General features: G+C 46.1%; 19 protein-coding genes and 1 riboswitch. Of the genes, 3 read left to right on the forward strand and 16 right to left on the reverse strand.

Annotated elements, in window-relative coordinates:
• Positions 1-29: 29 nt before the first annotated feature.
• The 6 genes from SATMO3_RS26775 to SATMO3_RS26800 all read right to left on the reverse strand — a co-directional run bounded on the left by SATMO3_RS26775 (position 30) and on the right by SATMO3_RS26800 (position 9600).
• Complete coding sequence (locus tag SATMO3_RS26775) at positions 30-2681, reverse strand: polysaccharide deacetylase family protein (RefSeq protein ID WP_371373494.1); 2652 nt, start codon at positions 2679-2681, stop codon at positions 30-32.
• Between the two features lie 18 nt (positions 2682-2699).
• Positions 2700-4022: a nucleotide sugar dehydrogenase gene (locus tag SATMO3_RS26780; protein ID WP_371381804.1), complete on the reverse strand. Its 1323-nt coding sequence runs from the start codon at positions 4020-4022 to the stop codon at positions 2700-2702.
• A gap of 27 nt (positions 4023-4049) precedes the next feature.
• The gene (locus tag SATMO3_RS26785) at positions 4050-7460 is read right to left on the reverse strand and encodes a tetratricopeptide repeat protein (RefSeq protein ID WP_371373497.1); all 3411 of its coding nucleotides are present in this window, start codon (positions 7458-7460) and stop codon (positions 4050-4052) included.
• 140 nt (positions 7461-7600) lie between these two features.
• Positions 7601-7686, reverse strand: a riboswitch (cyclic di-GMP riboswitch).
• An 11-nt stretch (positions 7687-7697) separates the two neighbouring features.
• On the reverse strand, positions 7698-8432 hold the full coding sequence (locus tag SATMO3_RS26790; RefSeq protein WP_371373501.1) for an HAD family hydrolase: 735 nt from the start codon (positions 8430-8432) through the stop codon (positions 7698-7700).
• Positions 8433-8545: 113 nt separating this feature from the next.
• Positions 8546-9229: an LrgB family protein gene (locus tag SATMO3_RS26795; RefSeq protein WP_371373504.1), complete on the reverse strand. Its 684-nt coding sequence runs from the start codon at positions 9227-9229 to the stop codon at positions 8546-8548.
• Positions 9223-9600, reverse strand: coding sequence for a CidA/LrgA family protein (locus tag SATMO3_RS26800; RefSeq protein ID WP_371373506.1), 378 nt, complete (start codon positions 9598-9600; stop codon positions 9223-9225). The genes SATMO3_RS26795 and SATMO3_RS26800 overlap by 7 nt, the downstream gene beginning before the upstream one ends.
• 110 nt (positions 9601-9710) lie before the next feature.
• Here SATMO3_RS26800 and SATMO3_RS26805 point away from each other — a divergent pair, with 110 nt between their 5' ends.
• The 3 genes from SATMO3_RS26805 (at position 9711) to SATMO3_RS26815 (ending at position 12888) form a co-directional block, all read left to right on the forward strand.
• Positions 9711-10610, forward strand: a complete 900-nt coding sequence (locus SATMO3_RS26805) for a LysR family transcriptional regulator (RefSeq protein WP_371373509.1) — start codon at positions 9711-9713, stop codon at positions 10608-10610.
• Between the two features lie 220 nt (positions 10611-10830).
• Positions 10831-12453, forward strand: coding sequence for a hypothetical protein (locus SATMO3_RS26810; RefSeq protein WP_371373512.1), 1623 nt, complete (start codon positions 10831-10833; stop codon positions 12451-12453).
• Positions 12454-12567: 114 nt separating this feature from the next.
• On the forward strand, positions 12568-12888 hold the full coding sequence (locus SATMO3_RS26815; RefSeq protein ID WP_371373515.1) for a carboxymuconolactone decarboxylase family protein: 321 nt from the start codon (positions 12568-12570) through the stop codon (positions 12886-12888).
• Between the two features lie 378 nt (positions 12889-13266).
• Here SATMO3_RS26815 and SATMO3_RS26820 read toward each other — a convergent pair whose 3' ends face one another.
• The 10 genes from SATMO3_RS26820 to SATMO3_RS26865 form a co-directional block, all read right to left on the reverse strand.
• Positions 13267-14577, reverse strand: a complete 1311-nt coding sequence (locus SATMO3_RS26820) for an MFS transporter (protein ID WP_371373518.1) — start codon at positions 14575-14577, stop codon at positions 13267-13269.
• Between the two features lie 148 nt (positions 14578-14725).
• Entirely contained in the window at positions 14726-16117 is a 1392-nt protein-coding gene (uxaC, locus tag SATMO3_RS26825) for a glucuronate isomerase (protein ID WP_371373521.1), read from the reverse strand.
• Between the two features lie 50 nt (positions 16118-16167).
• Positions 16168-16932 (reverse strand): SDR family NAD(P)-dependent oxidoreductase, encoded by a 765-nt coding sequence (locus SATMO3_RS26830; protein ID WP_371373524.1) that lies wholly within the window; start codon positions 16930-16932, stop codon positions 16168-16170.
• A gap of 62 nt (positions 16933-16994) precedes the next feature.
• Positions 16995-18215, reverse strand: a complete 1221-nt coding sequence (locus SATMO3_RS26835) for a UxaA family hydrolase (protein WP_371373526.1) — start codon at positions 18213-18215, stop codon at positions 16995-16997.
• Between the two features lie 10 nt (positions 18216-18225).
• Positions 18226-18552, reverse strand: a complete 327-nt coding sequence (locus SATMO3_RS26840) for a UxaA family hydrolase (RefSeq protein ID WP_371373528.1) — start codon at positions 18550-18552, stop codon at positions 18226-18228.
• A gap of 19 nt (positions 18553-18571) precedes the next feature.
• Positions 18572-19237, reverse strand: a complete 666-nt coding sequence (locus SATMO3_RS26845) for an RraA family protein (RefSeq protein WP_371373531.1) — start codon at positions 19235-19237, stop codon at positions 18572-18574.
• A gap of 94 nt (positions 19238-19331) precedes the next feature.
• A complete protein-coding gene (locus SATMO3_RS26850) occupies positions 19332-20429 on the reverse strand; it encodes a substrate-binding domain-containing protein (RefSeq protein WP_371373534.1) in 1098 nt (365 codons plus the stop codon).
• 436 nt (positions 20430-20865) lie between these two features.
• A complete protein-coding gene (locus SATMO3_RS26855; protein WP_371373537.1) occupies positions 20866-22047 on the reverse strand; it encodes an acetyl-CoA C-acetyltransferase in 1182 nt (393 codons plus the stop codon).
• A 69-nt stretch (positions 22048-22116) separates the two neighbouring features.
• Positions 22117-23439 carry a TIGR00366 family protein gene (locus tag SATMO3_RS26860; RefSeq protein ID WP_371373540.1) on the reverse strand — a complete coding sequence of 441 codons (1323 nt, stop codon included), beginning with the start codon at positions 23437-23439 and terminating at the stop codon, positions 22117-22119.
• Positions 23440-23454: 15 nt separating this feature from the next.
• Positions 23455-24108 (reverse strand): 3-oxoacid CoA-transferase subunit B, encoded by a 654-nt coding sequence (locus tag SATMO3_RS26865; RefSeq protein WP_371373543.1) that lies wholly within the window; start codon positions 24106-24108, stop codon positions 23455-23457.

A 24108-nucleotide genomic window follows, 5' to 3' on the forward strand; every position in this document is an offset into this window, starting at 1 on the left:
ACCCCCTCCCAAATCATGAACGCTGCTTTTTATTTCGGAGCTTTATCCAGGCCATGTAATAATCGCAATGTTTTTTTTCGGTTGATTTGCGAATAGCCGTCAAATAAATAATCAGATAATCTGCCAACTTTAAACTTTGATGGATCAGAGTCAGGTTTAGCTTCATTGGCCGTCAGCAAAATATCCAAAGCCGTAGCCGTATACTTAGCGTTATCACTCATATGCATAACCAGGATAGCGCCTTTTTTCACCTCACCGTCCTCTGAAAAAATACCTTTTTTAATTGTTTCTACAACTTGACTAACATCCGCAGCTCGATAATCATTGGTGCTGACTGTCCCTGAAACAATATAGTCATAACCGGTTTCCAAGAGCGCTTCCATACCCGTTTTACTGACTGCCAGCGTAGGCGGACGGAACAATCTGGTTAAAGCCGGCCTGCCATTAACAATTACATCGCCCGTGACTTCCCTCAACTTTTGATATGATGTTGACAAATCTTTGAGATATTCTTCTTTATCTTGTGTCTTAACATACTTATGTGCTTGGGAGTCCATGACGGCCATCGGTTTATGCTTATCCGAGTGACTGCCAATTTCATGTCCTTCCATCGCAATAGACCGGAGCAAATTGGTGTTATACAAGACATTATTGGTAATAACAAAGAATGTTCCCGGCACATTATGCTTTCGTAAAACATACAGAAGTTTGTTGATAGCGGCATCTGAGCCCCAATCGTCAAAGGATAAAAAGATTACTTTTTCATCAGTATGTATAACACCGGTTTTATCGAGGCGCCTTTCCTCCATTTTAGAAAACTCGATCATTCGGTCTTCATGATTGACACTTTCATGCCCTATGTAATGTTTGGAAGCCTCCGCCAAGAAATTATGATTGTCAAGTGCTATTTCCGGCCCGTCATGACGTAAGTGGGTCGGAACGTTTTGCAAATTTACCGGGTATTGGTAGGTATATCGCGAATTACCGAGAATTGCACCAACTGACTTAAGTGTATACTGCGAATTATTAGAGCTATTGTTGCTGGGATTATCATAAAAGGTCGCATAGCCGATATTATCTATTTTGTTTAGTTTTACCGATTCCAGCAAACCGCCAACGATCTGGTCATCTGTATAAAAATCCATTCTAAAATACAGGATTTGTCCGCGGCTTAATGAAACCATACTTTTTTTAAAAACTTCTCCCATAATTGCATCTACAGAAGTATAATCTTTATGTTTGGTTTGCACAATATTAATTGACTGGCCAATCAGTTTGCAGTCCAAACTGCCCACAGCTTCTCTGGTAGTATCCGTCACCGCTCCTGACACTTGCTTAACCAAATCCGTAGAGACGCCAAACTGCGCTTTTAAAAAAGTTAACGAACGTGTAAGATTGCTGCGCGTTTCATCCAAACTTTCCCCGTCTTTCGGTCTTATGGCAATACCGATTTCATGGTTATTGGCAATGATTTTCCGTACAGTTTGCGGATACTTCTTCATTTCCGCTTCTGAAATGAAGAAGGTCGCCTTTATGCCAAGCTTATTCAATCTTTCGAGGACATCATTAACAACAGTTTCTTTCGTTAAACCGCCAAAAGTGTAAGAAAGGGCCTGTTCTGTAGTGAACACCGTTTTGATTTCACTTGCAGGCTGTTGCACATTCTCGGCAGCATAAGCTGTCGGGAAGCTAAATAAAGCCCTGATTTGCGCTTGCAGGAATGACGTTATTCTTATTGGCAGGGACAAGGTGTCGCCGCCAGCAGACCGCAGGGCTGTTTGACTATTTACTTTCGCAAAGTCTTCTACGTATACGGTATTATATTTTGCTTTCTGCAGTGCTATTAATAATTTTTCAACCGTCAAGGCAATTTCCGCTTCCCGCACACCATCGGGCTGTGCTTCTTTTAACCCCGGCTGTTTATCTATGGCCGGTTTCTGATCGGTTTTTCCCGGCTCATTTGTTACTGGTTCAACATTTGCCAGTAATTTGACAGAAACGATACTTCCTGGCCGCAGCGCGGCAACGGCGGCATCCATGGCCTCAGGCGAGGTGTCAACCTGCCGCACATTAAATACAGTATCACTTTGCACAACACCCTTAAAACCACAGGCCTTTGCGACCTGCAATACTTGATCGGTATATTTTGTGTCATTACATTTTAGAAGGCTGGGTTCTTGTCCAGCATTTTCTTTGATAATTTTTTGGGCGCGGGAAAAATCTTTCGCCAATCTTTCAATTGGTAACGTCTCCATTTTAGGTAGACCAACCAGTGTATAATTTTCGATTTTCTGCCCGGCATCTTTGATGTCGGACAAAGTTTGCGGATCTTCAACCGTATGCAGTCCATCAACAAAAAAGGTTGCCTTAGCATTGTATTTTTTCAATACGCCCAAAATTTGTTGTATGATAGCACGGTCTGTCAACCCATCAAAAGTCAAAGCAATATGCCGGGAACCGCTTTTATCGCCAGTAACAATTGTTGCCTTTTCCTGGCTTTTTTGCAATTGGGCTAATGCTTGTGCAGCCTCCTGGTCGGCGTTATACAAATCGTCAATGGCTATATTCGCTTGAGTTGCCCCTACTGGCTGCGCCTTAAAATATTCCCTATAAAGATATAAGGCCGATAAGGAAATTCCGGCAATAAAAACTAATGCTAATATCAATGTTCGGATTTTCATGGGTAATGCCTCCTATACTTACAGGCTCCAGTAAGAGTACACCTCTGCCGCAAGGTGTTTAAATTCAACTACATTTTTAATATCAACAATTACGTGTTTAGACTGGTTTCTGTCCTCGTTAAACATTCTTTCGATATCTGCTGTCCCTAAATCCTTAAACTGCTGATGTCCCACTAAGAATATCAGACAGTCGGCATTATGAACATCTTTTATTTCCACAAGATTGAGAGCTAATTCTTTTTCGAACTCTGCCTTGTCGACAACTGGATCGACCACTGTTACAGCAATTCCATATTCAGCAAGCTTTTTACAAATCTCCACAGCCTTGGAGTTGCGCATATCAGGACAATCTTCTTTAAAGGTAACTCCCAGTATAACCACATTGGATTTCTGGACATTTTTACCGGCCAGAATCAATGTTTTTATTACATTATGAGTAATAAAAGCTGCCATACTGTCATTAATTTTGCGGCCGGCGGCAATAATCTCCGAGTGATAGCCAAGCACCTCGGCCTGATAAATAAAATAATAAGGATCTATGCCAATACAGTGACCGCCTACTAACCCTGGATAAAACCCCAGGGCATTCCACTTGGTATTCATTGCATCAATAACATCCTTTGTACTAATGCCCATTCTGTCAAAAATCAGGGCCAGTTCATTCATAAAGGCAATGTTAATGTCTCTTTGGGCGTTTTCCGCCAACTTAGCAGCTTCCGCAACTTTAATGCTGGCTGACCTATATACGCCGGCTGGAATAACCAGCCCATAAATAGCGGCAATGTTTTCCACTGTTTCCTGGTCTATGCCGGAAATAATTTTTATAATATTATCCAGCCTATGCACTTTATCACCAGGATTAATCCTCTCGGGAGAATAACCTACTTTGAAGTCTTTGCCACAGCTCAGGCCTGATTCTTTTTCCAAAATAGGTATGCAAACATCTTCAGTTACCCCCGGATAGACTGTTGATTCAAAAATGACAATACTGCCTTTTGCTAAGTTCTGCCCCACTATTCTGCTGGCATCCACAACAGGTGATAAATTCGGCGTTTTATCGCCATTTATCGGCGTCGGTACGGCAACAATAATCACTTTAGCTTCCTTCAGCCTCGTTTGCTCAGTGGTAAATTCCAGAGTTGTATTTTTGACTTTTTCATTACCAATTTCATGCGTGGGATCAATCCCTTGTTGGTAAACGGCAATCTTTTCCTGATTAATATCAAAACCCAAAGTTTTGACTTTCTCCGCAAACGCAACGGCTATAGGCAACCCCACATAACCAAGACCTACAACAGCCAGGTAATCTTTTTTTGCCTTTAGCCTTTCAAATACTTCCAATGTCACGTAATTCACCTGCTTATACCATTAAAAATAGTGTGTCAGCTGAGTCCAAACAGTTTTCCCTTTTTCGCCGGTAATTTTGTCGGCCAGATCGTAATATTCCACACCGGCAACCAAATCTTTGGCCACAGTATAATTTAGTCCTACACCATAGCCTTTCACACCCTGCATAGAATTGCCTTTTCCATTCATTCCATGAGAGATATAAGTGCCTCTAGCCTGATTGTAATATTTTGCATATAAACCATAGGTGCCCGGCCTGTATGATTTCAGGTCCCCATAGTTAAAGCTGAGAACATAACCGTCACTGTTTCCCTTGCTGTCTTTCAGGCTGCCATCCAGGTACATAGCCCCAATACTAAAATTGCTGAAATTGTAGTTACCGCCAATATGCCAGATGGTGTTGCGCCTGTCAGAACCGTCATCCAGCCGGAAGCTATATGCACCGGCAGTAAGATTGTAATCAAAATCTTTATAGCCTGCCGTTGCTGCAAAGGTCGACTTTGTATCATTGGTTTCGCCGTAACTTAGCGAATAATTTATCGGATCGCCGAAGTCAGCTCTAATGCCGGTAAAACCGCTATCGTAGATATTTCCTTCTGCCATAAGATAACCGAACTTGCCGGCCTTAACCTTGGTTGTACCAACTTTTCCGTCTAAGTACAGGCGGGAAAGCTCGAACTTATTATTATAGTTTTTTATACTCTGCTGCCCCTCCAGCATGCCATACAAATGCCATTCCTTATTGATTCTGGTGTCGGCGCCAAGATACAGCCTGAACCCTGATGCATCTTTATCCCACGGAGCAGCACCGCTATTATTCGCGTAATGATAACGAAGTTCACCGTCAATATTTACTTTATTGTTATTCTTGCGATTACCCACCTGCATAAGTTCATCCATGAGGCTATTATATGTAGCCAGGTCAATATGCCCCGGAATACTCGCCTTTAAACTATCGCCACCAACATTGTACGAACTGGACAACGTCCTGATTTCAACCTTATCACTTTTCTTGCCTGACGCTACTTGTTCAACCGCAGCAGTTCCTTCAATGCGGTTTATCACTTTTGTTGTGAGTTGGGCGAATTGTTCTTTAGCTTTTTTCATATCAACGCTTGGATCGCTGATTATAGCTGAAGTAATCTGGGCCATTTCATAAGTAAACTCATTTCTTTGTTCGCTAGGTATTAGCGGCAATGTTTTGGCTGTAATTGTAGAAATTGCATAGGCGAATTCAATCTTAAAAGTTTCCTCGTTGGTAACAGGCGCTGATAAAAACTTCGTTGCAATTTGCGCCATTTCATAGGCGAATTCATCTTTGGTTATTTCTGCGTTCGCTGCTCTAATAACAGCCTGGCTACCCGGCTCGACCGGCTTTTGGGCTTGATTTGGAAAAACCCCCTGATTTCCTTGGAATGTCGCTGCCGCTAACACCCGAGGCTCTATTTCTCGATTGCCACCCCGCACAACTGCAGTTGTTTTAACTGGGCTCTCCCGGCCTTCTTCACTCTTTGGCGTAAGAGCTGCAACGGCCTTGCTCCGCCCATACTTACCGGTAATGACATCGAGCGCCTGACGGGATTTGGCCGAATCTCCCATCGCGCTGGCTGTACGTGCCATGCCTGACAGCCCTGCCAATTCTCCCTGGGGTTGGCCGGCTAACAGTTGGTATTGTCTATAGGCGGCGCGATTGTGATTTTTCTTAACTAACGCTTCAGCATATTGCTGGCGGTAAACCGGATCCGGATACTTGGCCAGCACCAGTTCGAACAAGGCTTTGCCGGCAAGATACTGATCAGTATTGATAAGCGTTACGGCATCTGCCGCTACGGCCTCAACACCCGCAGGGTCCTTGCCGAGTAATCGACCATAGTAACCAAGTCCTTCCGCAGTACGCCCATTTAGCATCAACTGGAATGCCAGTAATCGCTGACTGTTATCATCACCTGGCTGCCGCTCAGCAAGATGGCGATAGATTGCCAAAGCCTGGTTTTGTTTACCGAGGTGAAGATAGCTTTCGGCCAGTGACCTAAGTCCGGTAAGCGGCGCTTGCGAATAATCAGGCCATAACCGCTCTCCTTCTTGCACTGCCAGTTCATACTGAGAGGTATTGCTGAGCGCAATAATATAATCGGCTGCAAGCGCTTCTTTGACAGGCAAGTTTTTTATGTATTTTCCCAATATGGAAATAGCCTTTTGTTCCTGTCCGGTGTGCATATACACAGTGGCTAAATTATGCTCCACCTTTGTCAACCGGTCAGCTTTGTCCGGGCTGTCAGGCATGAGCCGTTTTGCCCGCTCCAAATCCCAGGCTGCCTGACGGTAATCTTTCATCTTGAGACTCAACATTCCACGGCGTAAATACACTTCATAATCGTTAGGATTCTTGGCTAATAGCCGTTCATAGCAGACTGTCGCTTCGGCCTTATCACCCGAGAGCAAACTCATTTCTCCCGCCCAAAAAAGCGCTTCCCTCTCGCCGCTAGTAATGAACGGCTGCAGCACAGCCATGGCTTTATCATACTCTTTCAGCTGAAAATAAGCAGTGCTAACACTGCGGATCACAGAATAAGGCATAGCAGTGCCGGCGTGCCGTTCAAATATATTGACAGCCTGCTCATTTCGGCCTGCCTGTTGCAAAATAGTAATATAATCCGACAAAGCGGCTGTATCTTGCGTTTCTCCTGCAACAGCACGTTCAAAAATAGCAAGTGATTCTTGATATTGACCAGCCTGCGCCATCTTCACCGCCTGCGCATGCAGCAACTTTTGCTCAGGCTGCGCTGAAATTACAGGCCGGTCAATAGTCGCTGTCTCTGAACCCTTGGACACAGGTGCATCATCTGCCAGCCTATACATACGCAAGCTTTTCTCATACCATTGCGAGTAGTGCTGCTTGTTCGGGCTAATTTCAATAACCATTTGAAATAGCGCTTTTCCACCGCCTGTATTGCCCAAAGATAAAAGAGCCACGGCATCTTCTGCCGCACCGGCAAGCATTCCCTGATCTTCTGTCAGTACCTGGCGATACATAGCCAAACCTTTATCCAGCTGACCGGCATATATCAGCGTATAAGCCAAGCCGGCACGGAACCGGTGATTTTGCGGGTTTTGGGCAACAAGCATCTCAAAACCGGTTTTAGCAAGCGTCACCCGGCCGGTACGAATATAACACTCTGCGACACAATACAGCACCCTGTCAGGCATAGTTTCCAGCTTCGGCCAGGTTGCCTGGGCAGTTTCTACAACCTGCTCATATCGGCAATCGTCAAATAAGGCGACAATAGCCTCTTCCTCTGCGGCAGGCGAATGTATACGGACAGAATATTCCCGACCCGGATCGGCAACTACGGCTGGCGCCGCTTCACCGGTATTATGCTGCGAGGCCATTAACGCCGAAACAATAGCCAGCCAAAACCGTCGATCTTTCAATTGTCACACCTCTTTTTCGGTAAAGATGCATCGATCCTATGGCGAGTTCACTTTCTAAACAAGATTAGAATACGATAAAATTCCATTTATTTCCTGCATAAAAAAATAAAAATGCCTGGTACACTCACAAAAATACTTGCAAGAGCAACCAGGCAGTCATAGGCATAACGCCGTTAGACCCACGGCTTTGCGTCGCCGCCTTTCAGCGGGTATGCCAAATCTTTTAATTGATATATTTTATTTTACCCGGTGAGTCCAGGTGTTGTCAATTTGTATTTCTTGACTAAATTCTCCGTACTTGGTCAGCCATTCAAACACCGTTTCAGCCGCAAATTCCGCCATTCCTTTTCTAAACAACATATCGGCCTTACTAAAACTATCATGAAGCGGTTCCGCTATGAGGTAAGGTATGGCAACGCAACGCATACAAGCCCTCTTAGCAGCTTCCACACCAGGCTGAGCATCTTCTAAGACCAAACAGTTCTCGGCGGGTATTCCCAGCCGTTTGGCAGCTTCCAAAAAGATATCCGGGGCTGGTTTGCCTTTGGCAACATGTTCGGCAGATAAAACCACATCAAAATAGTGCCTTAAGTTTGTTACAGACAAAACCAGCTCAATGACCTCGGGAGAAGAACCGGACGCAAGGGCTGTCGGGTAATTATTTTTCTTAAGTATATCCAACAATCTGATCATCTCGGGAAAGACGACCGTATTGGCTTTAGCGATGTCAGTGTAATATTTGTTTTTCTTTATCATTAAGTTCTCGATTGTTTCGCTTATTGGGTGGTATTTTATAATATCCCCGATCATCTCTCTGGAGCCAACGCCTACATACTTATTTCTCATTATCTCGTCAAAGTCAATGTCATACTCAGCTAGCAGTTTCCGGTCTGACGCAAAGTAGTTAGGTTCACTGTCCACCAAAGTCCCGTCCAAATCAAAAATTACGGCTTTGATTTTGTTTCGATTCACCACACTAGCCTCCTTCGTAAAATCCTACTTTACCAGTATCGTCGCAATAAAGCAGACTTAGCTTCAGGTGAGGGTTTAACCCCATCTGAAGGCTAACCTTCCTTATCCGACGACTATCCGAAAAAGTTCAGGCAACCAGGAACAAGCAGCGGAGCGATGATAATAGTTACCAGCCCCATGAATACCATGGCAATGCTGGCAACTGCCCCTTCCAACGCTCCTTTTTCATAGGCTTTGCTAAGCCCCGTCCCGTGAGCTGATATGCCAAACATCATGCCCTGAGTAATTGGACGTCTAACCCATTTCAGCAGAAGGGACGATACTAAAACGCCGGTCAGGCCGGTGATGATAACAAAAACGGCGGTTATTGTCGGATTGCCGCCTATCGTTTGTGAAACATTAATGGCCAACGGAGTTGTGATAGACCGCGGGGCCAGGCTGGTTGCAATCTGTGAGTTTATTCCCAGTCGTTCGGCGATTGCTACGGAAGTCACAATTGCAACCATTGCCGCACCTGTCACGCTGATTAGTATTTCGGTGATATACGTCTGGACGACTCTCCTATATTTATATATAGGAACGGCCATTGCTACAGTTGCCGGTTCCAGCATAAAACTCAAAAAATGCCCACCGGTATAATAAGCGGAGAAAGAAATGGAAGCTGCTCCTAATATAACAATTATTGTCACCGGACAAATTACCAGAGGCGAAAAAATTAAATTGTTCGACCATTGATAAAGGCGCTTAGCTCCCAGATAAACACCTATGGTCAGCCACAGACCGAATAATATCAGCATAATCGGTCGCCCTTACGCCGATAGCGGCTTACCGCCTCTGTAGCCAGAATGACGAAAACTACGACAGCAACGGTACTGGACACGATTGTGAAGAGTAAACTAAGTAAAACAGGGTTACTAAACGAATTTTTATATTCAATTATACCAACAGACGATGGAATAAAGAATAGCAACAACTCCGCAAGTAAAAAGTTTGCACCTGCCTCTATCCATTTTAGGTCAATGAACTTGCGTTCCATCAATAGAAAAAGCAGCGCCATACCAATAATACTGCCGGGAATGCCGATATTTAAAATTCGTGCTATAATCGTGCCCAGCAAACTAATGCCGCATAACAATGTAATTTGCAAGAGCAATCGCAAATATTTCATTTTTCTTCACCTCTCATGTGTTATAGTTTACAAAAGATTGAAGAAGGAATAAAATACTTGTTATGTATGTAAAGCATGCACCTGAGCTATAAGGAATCTGGAGGTAATGTGTGGATATTCTGCATTTAAGTTATTTTTTGGAAGTTGCCCAACAAAAAAGCTTTACTAAAGCATCGCAAATATTACATGTCAGTCAGCCGACCATCAGCAAGGTCGTCAAAACATTAGAAAATGAGTTGAACGCGACTTTGCTTGAACGTGCAGGCAAAGAAGTGGAACTAACAGATGCAGGTAAGGCTGTTTTTCAGCGGGCTCAATATGTAGTATCCGAGTTTCGGAATCTCACCACTGAGCTTAACGACGTGCTCAATTTAAAAAAAGGTGAACTGTCAATCGGCCTTCCTCCCATGGTTGGATCACGTTTTTTTCCGCATGTTATCGGCCGTTTTCGCCAGCAATATCCCTTGATTCAAATCAAACTGATCGAAGTTGGCTCTAAGCAGATTGAAAGCGGAGTACAGGAAGGAGTTCTGGATTTGGGAGTAATTGCTCTGCCTGCAACCGTGGAGAGCTTTGATACTTTCTCTTTTGTGAATGAAGCTTTGCGGGTTGTCATGCATCCCGATCATCCGTTGGCTGCACATACCAGGCTGAGTTTGTTTGAGCTCAAAGATGAACCTTTCGTATTATATAAAGATGATTTCTCGTTATACAATCATATACTGATGCAATGTCAAAAAAAGGGCTTCAGCCTGGAGATAGCATGCCAAAGCTCGCAGTGGGATTTTATTGTGGAAATGGTTGGTGCAAAACTCGGCATTGCCTTACTACCTGAAACTATATGCAATGATCTTGATCCTAAGAGGTTTAAAAGTGTCACATTGTTTGATCCGGTAATTCCTTGGAATTTGGCTATTATCTGGAATAAAAGCCGGTATATGTCGTTTGCGGCACGAGCATGGTTACAATTGGCGAAAGGGTATTTTCACTTAGCAAACGTAGCTCTATAAGTAGGTACTTCGCCAATGGCGCAGTGTTATTTCACTCTTATTACTTACCTATTGTTTTTGTATTCTTCTACTGCTGCTCTTAGCTGGTAAATCCTGTACACATATTGACTAGAACATACCAGCTTGTCCAGTCCCGGCTGACACTTTATAATAGTTATATGAGTCATCTGCAAACATGCGGTAATCATGTATCCACTATGCGAAGGCTGGAGGCGTGAATGTGAGCGAACAACAAATAACGACCATAGAACCCAAGGTAAAATGGAGCAAGCAAAAAATTGGCTTGCTTGTTCTTGCGGCGGCTTTTTTAATAGGTACAATATTTTATCAGGTTGCCGCAGACAAGGTAAAAAGCGCGGCTGAGCAATCCCTACTGTTACGTGCCAATGAAGCCGTCAACGGCCAGATCTTAGTAGGCGGGATTAATTTGTCGGTCCTGGGTTATGTGGAAGTAAAAGAAGTCCAGGTGCTTGATACGGCCGGCAAACCGCTTGCCAAAATAAATAGGATACATATTAGCTATAACTGGAGTGATTTGCTAAAAGGACAGTTAGGGCCGCAAATGATAAAAGCTGTTACTGTAGATAAACCTGAATTTTGGATTGCCTATCAGCAAAATCGTTCGGATTGGAATGACTTGCTAAAAACAAAGACCGATGAACAAGCCAATTTTTCCGGACTAGTGAAAATTCAGGACGGCAAACTGCATTTAAAAACGGATTTCTTTGAAAAAACGGTAGACCAGTTGACTGGTGGAATCGATTTTCAGGAAAACCAAATTTATCTTTCCGCTACAGGAAAAGTGGATCAGGCTCCCTTTAGGCTGGAAGGTCAGTGGGGCACTTTAGGCATTGCCGAAATTACATTGTCGGCGGAGCAAATGGATCTGGCCAAATTTGGGCTGACGGCGGCGGACGACCCCATTCAGCTAACCGGCGGTATTCTTGATGAGCTAACTGTTAAAATTGGCAAAGATACTGCGTCAGATGCAATACTGCTAAAAACATTCTCAGGACGCTTTTCCGGCGTTAAAACCGCAGGGGCTCTGGAATTAACGCAAGGCAGCGCCCAATTCACCAAGCAGGACAATGCTATCCAGTTTATTAACGGGCAAGCCTTGTATCAGGGCCAGAATGTTACGGCTGCCGGCCAGGTGTTAACCTCCCCATCCGGTGAAAAAACACTGGATTTCGATATTCAGATGCCGGCTGGCGACCCGGCGGTGCTGCTGTCGAGTTTACAGGCCGGCGGGACTCTGACAGCCCAAGGCAAAGTAACCGGGTCCGTATTTTCACCGGTGTTGTCCGGCAACTTTACCCTAGGCAGTCTTCAGTTCGGAAATATGATAATTAGCGGCATTGATGGTACTTTCTCCTACACAAAGCAGACGCTAAAATTGCTGAATGCCAAAGGCGTCACTCTGGGCGGCTCAGTTGCCGCCAATGGCGAAATTTATCCGGATACCCAGCAATATACTTTGGCTATCTCCGGCAGTGGTCTTGATACCTCGCAACTAACGGAAAAAGATGTCAAGGGTCCCTTGTCGCTTGCAGGCACAGCAACCGGTTCTGCTGCGGCCGCAACGTTGCAGGGCAGCTTCACAATCTATAACGGCAGTGCATATGGAGTATCCTTTCGAACCCTGACCGGCAACTTCGTAAAACGGGGCTCGGCGGAAGCCGAAGTCAGCAACCTGGCGATTGTGACTGATTGGGGGACTTTTTACCCAGAACAGTTGAACCAAGCTATGACGGAGAAGCTGCGCGAACGCAATTTGCCGACAACAGGCGCAGAGATAAAGGAAAAAGTAACGGAGAAGTTGCTCGAAAAACTTTTCCGGTAAACCTTTTTCGCTGCGCGATTTTCTTGCCCTTACCTTCGAAAAATGATTAGATAGCAAATTTTCTCTGAACTGTAGTGAAAGTTTTCTTGAAACTTATAAACAGGAGGCCCACTGATGAACGAAAAGTCACTAATAAGCAATGCATTTCAAACGTTTATTAAAGAAGCTCCGGAACATCAAAAAGTTTGGCTGGAAGCTGTCCACGGGCTTGATACGGCTAATAAACTAGACCCTAAGACCAAGGAACTAACTTACATAGCCGTGCTGGCGGCATTAAGAATGGATACTGGCTTACCTTTTCACGTCCAGCATGCCAAAACGCTTGGAGCCACCAGGGATGAAATAATCGGCGCTATCCTGATTGGTCTGCCGGCTGCAGGCAATGCAGTTATTCAGGCATTGCCGATCGCTCTGGACGCCTTTGACGGGGTGTAATTGATGAATTAATACCAGCTGCCACTTGTAATGAGTTGCAGCAAAAAAATAACTGGGTTCCCGGAACGTGACCCAGTTGTAGCATAATATTCCATGTCTTTTTGGTAATATGCGTAACACGCTCAAGCCAATGAACACCAAAGTACCTATAACCTACTATTTTGTAAGTTATGGGTACTTTCTCTTTGTAACTTGTCAATTCCTGCTATACTATATAGGTTACTACGGCCCCTCTCTCCGGTTTCCGAGCTTCTCCTCCTCTGTGGGCTTATCAGGTTAAAATCAAGGCAATATTTGCCGCAAAAGGAATGGAAACAGAGTCCGGGGAGGGAGGAGCGGGAAGTAAATGACTCTCCACACTTCTCCCTTTAGCAAAACTTATTCGTGCTTAGATCTTTGCTTGATAACCAGAATGGCTATCAGGCTTAAAATACAACAACCCATAAGATAAGCAGCTACGTAGGTCGGTTTTCCGTTCGCCATGCTGACCAGCGCGGCCGCGATAAACGGTGTCGGTCCGGCAACAATCATTCCGTTAAGCTCCCTGGATAAGGCAACCCCGGAGAAACGGTAACGGGTGGGAAAGAGATTCACCAGAAACGCGCCCTGCGAGCCGGAGGTAGCGCCGTAGCCAACCCCGTAACAAATGCACATGGCTAACGTGGCAATGGCCAGGTTATGCGTGCCCAGCATCCAGAAGAGCGGGTAAGCAAAACAGGCGATAAAGATGCAACCGAAGGAGAAAACTTTCCAGGCGCCTACTCTGTCAGCCAAAAGGCCCATGAGCGGCGTTCCGATAATGCCGGCAATGGATGCGAATACCAAGGCCGTAAGGCTATCCGTCCTGGTCATGCCACCGTTATTTATCATATAACTGATGCTATATACACTGAGAATGTAAGATACCGCCTGATGGCCGGCTACACTGAGAAAAGCGAAGAATACTTCCTTGGGACTGTGCTGCAATAACTCTCTGATTGGAACACTATTGGCTTTTTTCTGGGCTGCCGCTTTGGCCATGCTTTCCACATATTCAGGAGTTTCATCAAGCTGTTTGCGGATAAAGAAGGCTACAACGAACAGGGCTGCTGAAAACAGAAACGGTACGCGCCAGCCCCACCCGAGAAAAGCTTCTTCCGGCAGCTTGGAAACCATCAGAAAAGCGAAGGTCGCGCAGAGTATCCCCACAACCGTACTGGCATTAATAAGAGATGTAAAAAAAGCCCTGCGGTTAACCGGCACATACTCGGCGACAAAAGTCAGCGCTCCGGCCAGTTCCGCCCCGGCGCCAAAGCCTTGCAGCAATCTAAGAATAACTAAGAAAACGGTTGCCCAAACACCCGCAGTGTAGTAAGTCGGCAGAAGTCCCAGCAAAACCGTGCTTGCTCCCATCAAGGTCAAAGCAAAAATCAACGCCGGCTTGCGCCCAAAGCGATCGCCAATATGTGAAATCACCACGCCTCCCAGCGGCCGGGCAAAATAACCCACAGCAAAGGTGGCAAATGCGGCCAGCATACCGATTGTTCCTTCCAGCGCAGGGAAAAACAGCTTGTTGATAACCAAACTGGCAGCTGCGCCATATAAGGCATAATCATACCATTCAATAACACTGCCGGCAATCCCGGCGAAAACCACTTTGCGAATAGTTTTGTCGTTAGCCGGCTCTTTTTGAACTTGACATTCTATCATGATTTAATCTCTCCCTGTCCACATAATTGTTACATTACAATCTTTCTCTGTTTTGTAATAAATGAGCATTAGTAAGAAATTTCAGTCTTTTTGGGCAGGATTTCAGGCTAGCTTACTTATGGCTGCTTCTGATTTTGTTAAATATGAATTATAGGCCGAAAAACTCTTTGGCGTTATAATAGCAAATATCTTCAATAATCTTCTTTAAGTATTTCTCATCCGAAAAATACTCGCCGCGTTCTATCAAAACGCCGAAATAGTTGCACAATACTCGCCTGTATAGTTCATGCCGCGGATAACTCAAAAAGCTGCGGCTGTCTGTCAGCATACCTACCGCAAGACTTACCGGATATAAACTGGCTACGGCTTCGAACTGGCGTTGCATCCCGTATACTTGGTCGTTAAACCACCAGGGCGCCCCTAATTGTACTTTGGCCCTTGTACCGCCTTCGCAAAAACCGGCGGCTAAAATGGCGAAGTTTTCAATTTTTCCGGCATCTAAGGGATACAAGATTGTTTTCGGCAGCTGTTCCAAGGTAGTTAACCGGTTTAAAATTTCACCAACCGATTGGATGGATGTGGAATCATCCGTACAATCAAAGCCGCAGGCCACCCCAATACTGGTTTCCCTGCTTTTATTGGCTCCCTGGTAAGTGCCGATATGCAATTGCATAACGAAATTATGTTTGTGGTACAACTTGCCCATTTCAATGACAAAAGCAGATTTATACTGATTTTTTTCCTTCTCAGTCAACGGAATACCCGCTGCAGCTTTGCGGAAAATCTCTTCAATTTCAACTTGTTGATAAGTATGGAAACAAATATCCTCAATGCCACAGTCGCTGATCATGGTTCCCAGCTGCTTAAAATAAATCAGGCGATTTTCCAGGGCCGACATCAGCCTGGCAAAAGAATCAATATGGATTTCGGCCGCTTTGGCCAGCGTGGAAATATAGGCGGGAAATACTGGCTTCTCGCAATAAAATGCCTTATCCGGACGAAAAGCAGAGATGACTTTAACTTTAACGGCAGGGTCCTGTTTCATTTTCATATGATATTCCAAGGTATCCACAGGATCTTCGGTTGTACTGACAAGCTCAACATTGGCGACGCCCATGCACCATTGCGGCGTCATGTGTTTTTCCTGAATCATCTTTTTCGTTCGGCGGTAGATTGCTTCCGCATTATCCGGCCCCAGCGGTTCATTAATACCGAAAAAACGTTTTAGTTCCAGGGCACACCAGATATAAACGGGATTGCCGATTAAATACGGCAGAATCTCAGCGAGTTTCAAGTACTTTTCGTAATAACTGCTGTCGCCCGTAATATATTTTTCCTCAATCCCGAAAGTACGCATAGCCCGCCATTTGTAATGGTCGCCTGACAGCCACATTTCCCCTAAGTCTTCGAACTCTTTGTTTTCGTAAATTTCTTTGGGCTGCAAGTGGCAATGATAGTCAATAATCGGCATGTTTTCGGCATATTTATGATATAGTTTCCTGCCGGTTGCATTTGTTAAAAGCATTTCTTCATCAAACATTGTTACAATCACCTCAAAGTAGGTTTATTTGCCTTACTTGTAGATTTAAATTAAAAACCAATAAGCGCCCCGCCGTCTACCGGCAGGCATACACCGGAAACATATTCGGCGGCATCGCTGCACAAATAAACGGCAGCCCAGCCAATATCCCGGGGATTGCCTACTTTGTTCATAGGTATCCGGCCCAGTATCTTAGCCTTTCTTTGCGGGTCGGTATCGGTTGCCTGACGGAACATAAAGGTATCAATCCAGCCTGGCGCTATCGCATTGACGCGAATCCCGTCATCGCCCAGTTCGGTAGCCAGCGTATGTACCATGCCTAAATAACCGGATTTTGCGGTAGAATAGCCTGTTACATAGGGCTGGCCGATAAAGCTTGTCATACTCGCAATAAAGAGTATGCTCCCCTTGTGCTGTTGTTTCAGATGAGGCACAAACGCCTTGGTCAAGGCAAACGCGCCTACTAAATGTACATTAAGCACATTGGTAAAATCCTCAACAGTCATGTCTTCTATCGGCTTTTTGCAGTGATTGCCGGCATTATTGCACAGGATCTGCACAGGACCCTGCTCTTTGATAATCTGGCCAGCAAGCCCCTGCGCCTGCTCCGTAGCGGTAACATCAAACTGATAATACGCCAGTTTGTCGCCGAATTCCGCCAGTTTCTCTGTAACTTTTTCCCGCGGACTGCTGCTGACGGCCACCACCCTGGCCCCTGCGGCAATCATACACTCGGTCATCGCCAGGCCCAAGCCGGTAAGCCCGCCGGTAATTACGGCTGTGCGTCCTTCTAAAGAAAATGCATTCTGTAACATAGTACCTATCCTTTTTCGTATTTTGACAAGTTAAAAGTGTAATGCCAGCCTGGAAACACTGCCTACTTGTGGCAATCGCAATTTGTGAAGGCAACATTCTTTTCCTGATACTTATAGGGGATAAAGTATTCTTTGTGACCCCATTTTTCGCTTTTGCTGAGTGTGCCGGCCGCCACATCGGCTACGAGGCTGGCCAGCTCCAGCGTCAGTTCCGCCTGCGTGCAGGTACCGTTCAAAACTCTGCCGGCATCAAAATCCATATCTTCTTCCAGCCGCGCATAGGTAGCGCTGTTGCCGGTTATCTTGATGACAGGCGCCACAGCGGAACCGACGACATTCCCCCGTCCCGTTACCAGGAAAGTAAGATGCGCCCCGCAAGAGATCAAGGCCATTAATCCCTCATTGTCATTAGGATTTGTTATGCCAAACTGCATCCAGTAAGGATCAGGCGTAGAATCTAAAAGCCATAGCCCCGGATTGGGCGGACGATTTCCCACTTTCAGCACGCCCTGAATAGGCCTGCTGCCACTTTTAATCACAGCACCCATACTTTTTTCTTCAATCGTTGAAAGCCCGCCGGCGAAGTTTCCCGGGCTGACAGAGTACTGTCGTACTGACTTGCAATAATTAAGCGCTTTTTCATAGGTATAACAGATCTCTTTCCTGGCCTGTTCCGTTGCCGCCCGGCCTGCCAGCAGATCAATCAGTCCGACCGCTTCGACAATTTCCTCAAAAATAGCCGTACCGCCACAGTCTACCAATTTATCATACAAGTGTCCCACAACGACATTGCCGGCCAACCCGCTGGTATAATCACTGCCACCGCACTCGGCGCCAATCACCAGATCGTTAAACCCCATGGGCACGACTAAAGCAGCGGCAGCCTGTTGTTTCATTTGATTGACTAAAGCAATCCCCTGACGAATGCTCTTGCCGGTGCCGCCTGTTTCCTGAATGTAAAACCACTTCGCCGCCTTACCTTCCTGGCCGGCAATATCGGCCAGCCATTTTGGCTGAACATATTCACAGCCTAAGCCGACAACCAGGACGCCGCCCACGTTAGGATGCCGGATCAGCGAAATCAGCAGGTGCACCGCATAGGCATTATCGGTACAGCCGCTGAAGCCGATTAGCTCCACGTCGGCATCGTTTATTTTTTTTACAATTTCAGCAGCTACAAAACTGGCGCACTCGACCGTATAGATAACCAGAATCTTATTGCGAATTCCTTTGCTGCCATTTTTCCTAAGAAAGGCATTCCAGGTTATGTCCGGTAAACTCATGCCTAGACTCCTATTCATATTTGATATCATTAGGCGCCCCTGTTACTACATCCAGGTGGGAAGAGCGCTGGTCGTAGATACTTTGCATGCAATGCAGGTGCACCCAGCTCCCCGCAGGGATTTTTTTGGTGGCCCGTCCGATGGGAACGCCATACTTTACAATATCTTCGCCTGGCAATATGTCGCGTAACGCCACTTTGTGGCCTACCGGAATTTCCAGGGTAACTGCGAGTGTGGTATCCTGTGCTCCCCGGATTTGTACTACGCCTTGGGGTAATAGCTCTAAAGCAGTTGCCACGTTATCCTGTCTCTCGATTTTAAATGCATATGTCCCCAAAGTTGCCGTCCTCCCGCTATCACAGAATCCCAAAAACCTCAAAAGCCTTTGTCGCCGTCATGCCTTCTTCGATGGCCTTCCGCACTTTTTTCTCGCCGGCCGCTTTTATTAATGCTTTCTCCAATACCTCATCGGCAATGTCTTTGGGAATGATTAACACTCCGTCCACATCGCCAAACACCAAATCGCCGTCCTGGATTGTAACCTGGCCGATTTCAATAGGGCATCTAAAGTCTACAACCTGGGTACGTACCGAAGAGTCCTGGGCATAGCAGCCGCAGCTGAATACCGGCCAATTCTGTTCCAGGACCTGGGGCGTATCCCGATGCCAGCCATTTAAAACGGCGCCGGCAGCTCCCCTTACCCGGGCGGTAGCTGTCAGCAGTTCACCCCAGTACGCGCAGCGCTTGGTTCCGCCGGCCGCAATATATATTTCATCGGCCTGCAACTGATCCAAGGCTTCCGTTAATAAGCCAAACGGTTTTTTCTGCGGGCCAAATACGTCAATCATTAGAACCGTCATAGCTTTGCCTGCCAGCTTCATTTCCGGCTTTAACGGTCTGATATCCGCTGGCAAAAATTGATGATAATAACCTAATTCGTCTAAAATGTCCCCAACAACGGGTGTATACAGTTTCTCTTTCATTAATTGAAACTTTTCTTTCTCCGATTTCCAGGTAGACATGATTAGCCTCCATTATCTATAAAGTAGTCTTAGTTCAGGTGGGTGTTAACCCCATCTGAAGGTTAGTCGCCGGCTAAATTGAATACGCTCTTCTTTACCGATCAAATTTGTGTATGGTGTTGCGATATAAATTGTCATTATACAAATATAAATTGCTTCGAAAAACCATGTCACAATCCAACAGGCATTCCGTACTATCAGGCTGCTGATCTTTAATTAGATAATCGGTAAGGATTTTTGTCCCAAAATAGCCTATTTGATAGGCGCTCTTGTAGATCAAATTCGTAAAAATTCCAGCTGCCAGCGCATTGGCGCTTTCATCAAACACGTCACTGCCGATAATCCGGTATTTCCCAGCTAAGTTGTGTTTTTTTATGAACTTGGCCACAAGTGCGCTTTCCCGGGCGTTTACACAACAGATGGCGACAATATCCTGCGACTGCGTGATTGTGTTATGGAGTTCTGTCTCCTCTTCTTCCACCTGGTCATATTTATGCATCCGGATAACATCAAGCGGAACTGTATGCTCTTTTATATATTCAAAAAATCCCTCAACCTGTAAATTATGCGCGGAAATATTTCTGTCGCCGGCTATTAACAAAACGCTTCCGTCAGGCGGCACCAGATTGCTTATCTGCTCGGCCATAAGCCGTCCCGCTATTTTATAATTTGCCCTTACACAGCAAATCCTGTTGCATTTCTCATTATCTTCATTCACAAATACGGTAGCTATTTCTTCCGCGCAATAATCCTGCACTACCCTGCGAGTTACTTCATCCATCGGCCCAACAGTCAGTAATCCGTCTATCCCGTTTCCTTGGACTATGTTTTGATAGGTGTTGCGCAAAACATCGGCTTGCTGATTTTCCCGTATGCCATAAGGAGCTTCTATAAATTCTATCTGGTAATCATTTAGCTCTTTTCTGTAGTTACGGTATCCTTCCCAGATATCGCTGTAATAATATCTCGTTTCCTGCGATAAATCCGGAAAAGACACAACAATACGCAGCGGTTTCCTCTTTAAAACAGAGGCAATTGAATTTAGCTGATAGCCTTCCCGCTCGGCGGCTTCAATAACTTTCTGCCTTACCTCCTTGCCGACACCGGCTTTACCGCTGAGTGCCCGGTGGATAGTGCCTGTAGATAACCCGAGCTGCCTGGCCAAGTCTTTCATTGTGACTCTATGATTCATAAAAATCTCCTTCATCTAAAACGTTTTAGTGCTATAAACATATGCTAAAACGTTTTTTAGTCTATGTCAACGAACTTCCATTTACTAAAACGTTTTAGCTAAAAATAGATTTATTATAGAATCATAGAAAATATTAATGAAATTTTTTCTACATAAGTTTTATCTTTATCACCTTCATTTCATATTTTATTTCAAGTTCAATTTACTAAAACGTTTTAGTCCAAGTAAATAGTACTGCTTTTCCTGCGATATGTCAATAGTTTTTATAAAGTTCTCAATTTTCTTCTATTCAGCCATATCTACCATAGACAAAAGCAACACCTCTTGCCGTACTGTCCCTGCCGCAAGAGGTGTTTGTACAAACAAAAAGGCCAGTTTTACTGGCCTTTTTGGGTGGAATTATTGTGTGCTAACTACGATAATCAGTTGTCTAAAATTACATTCTTTCCACAATGGTGGCAACACCCTGGCCGCCGCCAATGCAAAGGGTAGCCAAGCCTACTTTTTTATTATTGCGTTCCAGCGCATGCAGCAGGGTGACCAGGATGCGCGCGCCGCTGGCGCCGATCGGATGCCCCATTGCAATGGCGCCGCCATAAATGTTTACCCTGTCCTGAGGAAAAGCCAGTTCTTTGCCGACGGCCAGGAACTGAGCCGCAAAGGCTTCGTTGGCTTCAATAAGATCAAGATCGGTTACCGTTAAACCGGCTTTACTTAATGCTTTACGGGTGGCCGGCACCGGCCCGACACCCATGATGCTGGGATCTACGCCGCCGGAGGCGTAGGCGCGAATTCTGGCCAGGGGTTTGATGCCCAGCTCTTTGGCTTTGTCACCGGACATAATTACCAGGGCGGCAGCGCCGTCATTGATGCCGGAGGCATTACCGGCAGTAACGGTACCGTCTTTTTTAAAGGCTGGTTTTAATTTACCCAGGGCTTCCAGGGTAGTGCCCGCACGCGGGTATTCGTCGGTATCAACAACGATATCGCCTTTTTTCGTTTTAATGACAACAGGAGCTATTTCCTGTTTAAATACACCGTCGGCAATGGCCTTTGTTGCTTTACGCTGGGAATCTGCAGCCAGTTGGTCCTGTTCCTGGCGGGTAATGCCGTATTTTTCGGCGACATTTTCCGCGGTAATGCCCATGTGATAATCATTAAACGCGCACCACAGGCCATCCTGGATCATAACGTCGGTAACCTTGGCGTTACCCATGCGGTAACCCCAGCGCGCCTTCGCATCTAATACATACGGTGCATTAGTCATGCTTTCCATACCGCCGGCGACAATGATGTCGGCGTCCCCGGCAAGAATAGCCTGGGCGGCCAGGTTCACGGTTTTCAGGCCTGAACCGCAGACTTTATTGATGGTATAAGCAGGCGTTTCCACGCTAAGGCCGGCTTTTATGGCAGCCTGACGGGCGGGATTTTGACCTAGGCCGGCCTGCAGGACATTACCAAAAATAACTTCATCAACGGCATCTTTCGCAATACCGGCCCGTTCTACGGCTTCGCCGATAATATGCGCCCCCAATTCCACTGCCGACAAGGCTGACAATGAACCGTTAAAGCTGCCGATGGCTGTGCGTACAGCGCTGGCTATGACTACTTCTCTCATGTGCTAAACCTCCAAATTATATTAGTTATGGAAAGAGACAGATTTTATGGAGAAATGTTAAATCAACGATTATAGGAAATGCAGGCCAACAATAAAGATGATGCCTGAGAATAATAATGCGGTAACACAATAGCCCATAATGTCACGTACGCCCAGACCGGCAATAGCCAGAGCCGGCAGCGCCCAGAAAGGTTGGGCCATGTTCATCCAGGCTTCCCCGTAAGCGATAGCCATAGCGGCTTTACCCAGATCGGCTCCCAGCGCCTGCGCGGCCGGGATAACGAAAGGTCCTTGTACAACCCAGTGTCCGCCGCCGGAAGGAACGGCAAAGTTAATCAGCGCCGAGCTGAAAAAGGCCATGATCGGGAAAGTTTCTGCGGTGGCCACATTAACAAACCAATTGGTAATAATGCCGCCAAGGCCGGAATGTTCCATCATGATCTGAATACCGGCATAAAACGGGAACTGAATCAATATGCCGGCTGTTCCTCTGGCGGCGGCGCTGATAGCCCGGGCATAAGCCATCGGCGTTTTGTGCAGCAGCATGCCGGCTGCCATAAACAGCAGGTTAACGGTATTTACATTCACGTCAAAGCCTTTTTGGGCAAAATACGCACCAAGGTAAACAAAGCAGAGTAAACCGACAATCCAGGCCAAAATACGGCTTTCTTCCAGTTTTTCCGCCCAGGTTGCATCAGGTCCCAGCACTTTGGCGACAGAGGCCTCTTCTTTTAACAGCGCCGGGTCGATAGCTACAATTTCATCTTCTTTCGGCAGCATCATGCGGGCCATCAACGGTACGGCAATGACTAAGGCGACGGTAATAAAAATGTTATAGGGAGTAAACAGCGTTTGGGAAATAGGGATAAGTCCGGCTACTTTTTCCATAGGGTTGCCGGCAGTGGCCGCTACTAACGGCACCGAAGCCGACAAGCCGCCATGCCAGCTTAAAAAGCCCATATAGGCAGTGGCAATTAACAGGCGGTAGTCGCATTTGGGAATCCGGCGGGCCACTTCGCGGGCAAACATGGCGCCGACAACCAGGCCAAAGCCCCAGTTGATTACACACGCTACGGCCGAAGCGAAACCGACCAGCATAACACCCTGCGCCGGTGTTTTGGCAACTGAAGCCAGACTGGTCATGGCTTTTTTTACCGGGCCTGAGCTGGCTAAGGCATGACCGGTAACGAGAACAAGCGCCATCTGCATGGCGAAAGCCAGCAAGTTCCAGAATCCTTTGCCCCACATGTTCACCATATCCATGGCTGAATGCGGCGTCATGGTGATGCCCATTACAAAGGTCAAAATGGTAAGCAAAATAGCAAATACTAATGGATCAGGCAAATATTTGTTTACTATATTGGTAAAAAAACGTGAAATAGCTGCTACCATGATTTCAATCTCCTTCTATGAAATATTTTGCATTGTAATAAGATTAGGGCTAAGAATGAGGTCAGCCTCCGTGCGGGCTTTAACAAACTCGCAATCGATGCCGGGGGCAATTTCCTCCAGAACGATACCGGCTGCCGTTACGCGGAATACACCGAGTTCGGTGACGATTAAGTCGACAACGCCTTTGCCGGTTAAGGGCAGACGGCATTGTTCCAGGATTTTGGCCGAGCCGTCTTTGGCAGAGTGTTCCATGGCAACGATTACTTTTTTAGCGCCGGTTACTAAGTCCATAGCCCCGCCCATGCCGGGAACCATTTTACCGGGAACCATCCAGTTGGCCAGATTGCCTTGTTCGTCCACTTCCAGGCCGCCTAATACGGTTACGTCAACATGACCGCCGCGGATGAGCATAAACGACGTAGCACTGTCAAACATGGCGCCGCCGGGAATAATGCCGCAGGGCTGGCCGCCGGCATTGACCAGGTTGGGATCAGGCTCACCCTGCAAGGCGCCCAAACCGACAAAACCATTTTCCGACTGCAGCGTTACGCTCACGCCCTCAGGCAGATAGTTGGCAACCATAGTGGGCAAACCAATGCCTAAGTTGACTACATTCCCGTTTTCCATCTCTAAAGCAACCCGTCTTGCAATCATCTCTTTTGCGTTCAT

The sequence above is a fragment of the Sporomusa aerivorans genome, from assembly GCF_041428895.1.
Classification (GTDB): Bacteria; Bacillota; Negativicutes; order Sporomusales; family Sporomusaceae; genus Sporomusa; species Sporomusa aerivorans.

Bases quoted from the DNA above. Each gene is read 5' to 3' on its own strand.
- SATMO3_RS26865 (WP_371373543.1), bottom strand. From the start codon at position 24,108: ATGAACGCAAAAGAGATGATTGCAAGACGGGTTGCTTTAGAGATGGAA.
- SATMO3_RS26820 (WP_371373518.1), bottom strand. From the start codon at position 14,577: ATGATAGAATGTCAAGTTCAAAAAGAGCCGGCTAACGACAAAACTATT.
- SATMO3_RS26850 (WP_371373534.1), bottom strand. From the start codon at position 20,429: ATGAATCATAGAGTCACAATGAAAGACTTGGCCAGGCAGCTCGGGTTA.
- SATMO3_RS26815 (WP_371373515.1), top strand. From the start codon at position 12,568: ATGAACGAAAAGTCACTAATAAGCAATGCATTTCAAACGTTTATTAAA.
- SATMO3_RS26795 (WP_371373504.1), bottom strand. From the start codon at position 9,229: ATGCTGATATTATTCGGTCTGTGGCTGACCATAGGTGTTTATCTGGGA.
- SATMO3_RS26830 (WP_371373524.1), bottom strand. From the start codon at position 16,932: ATGTTACAGAATGCATTTTCTTTAGAAGGACGCACAGCCGTAATTACC.
- uxaC (WP_371373521.1), bottom strand. From the start codon at position 16,117: ATGTTTGATGAAGAAATGCTTTTAACAAATGCAACCGGCAGGAAACTA.
- SATMO3_RS26860 (WP_371373540.1), bottom strand. From the start codon at position 23,439: ATGGTAGCAGCTATTTCACGTTTTTTTACCAATATAGTAAACAAATAT.
- SATMO3_RS26800 (WP_371373506.1), bottom strand. From the start codon at position 9,600: ATGAAATATTTGCGATTGCTCTTGCAAATTACATTGTTATGCGGCATT.
- SATMO3_RS26855 (WP_371373537.1), bottom strand. From the start codon at position 22,047: ATGAGAGAAGTAGTCATAGCCAGCGCTGTACGCACAGCCATCGGCAGC.
- SATMO3_RS26835 (WP_371373526.1), bottom strand. From the start codon at position 18,215: ATGAGTTTACCGGACATAACCTGGAATGCCTTTCTTAGGAAAAATGGC.
- SATMO3_RS26845 (WP_371373531.1), bottom strand. From the start codon at position 19,237: ATGTCTACCTGGAAATCGGAGAAAGAAAAGTTTCAATTAATGAAAGAG.
- SATMO3_RS26775 (WP_371373494.1), bottom strand. From the start codon at position 2,681: ATGAAAATCCGAACATTGATATTAGCATTAGTTTTTATTGCCGGAATT.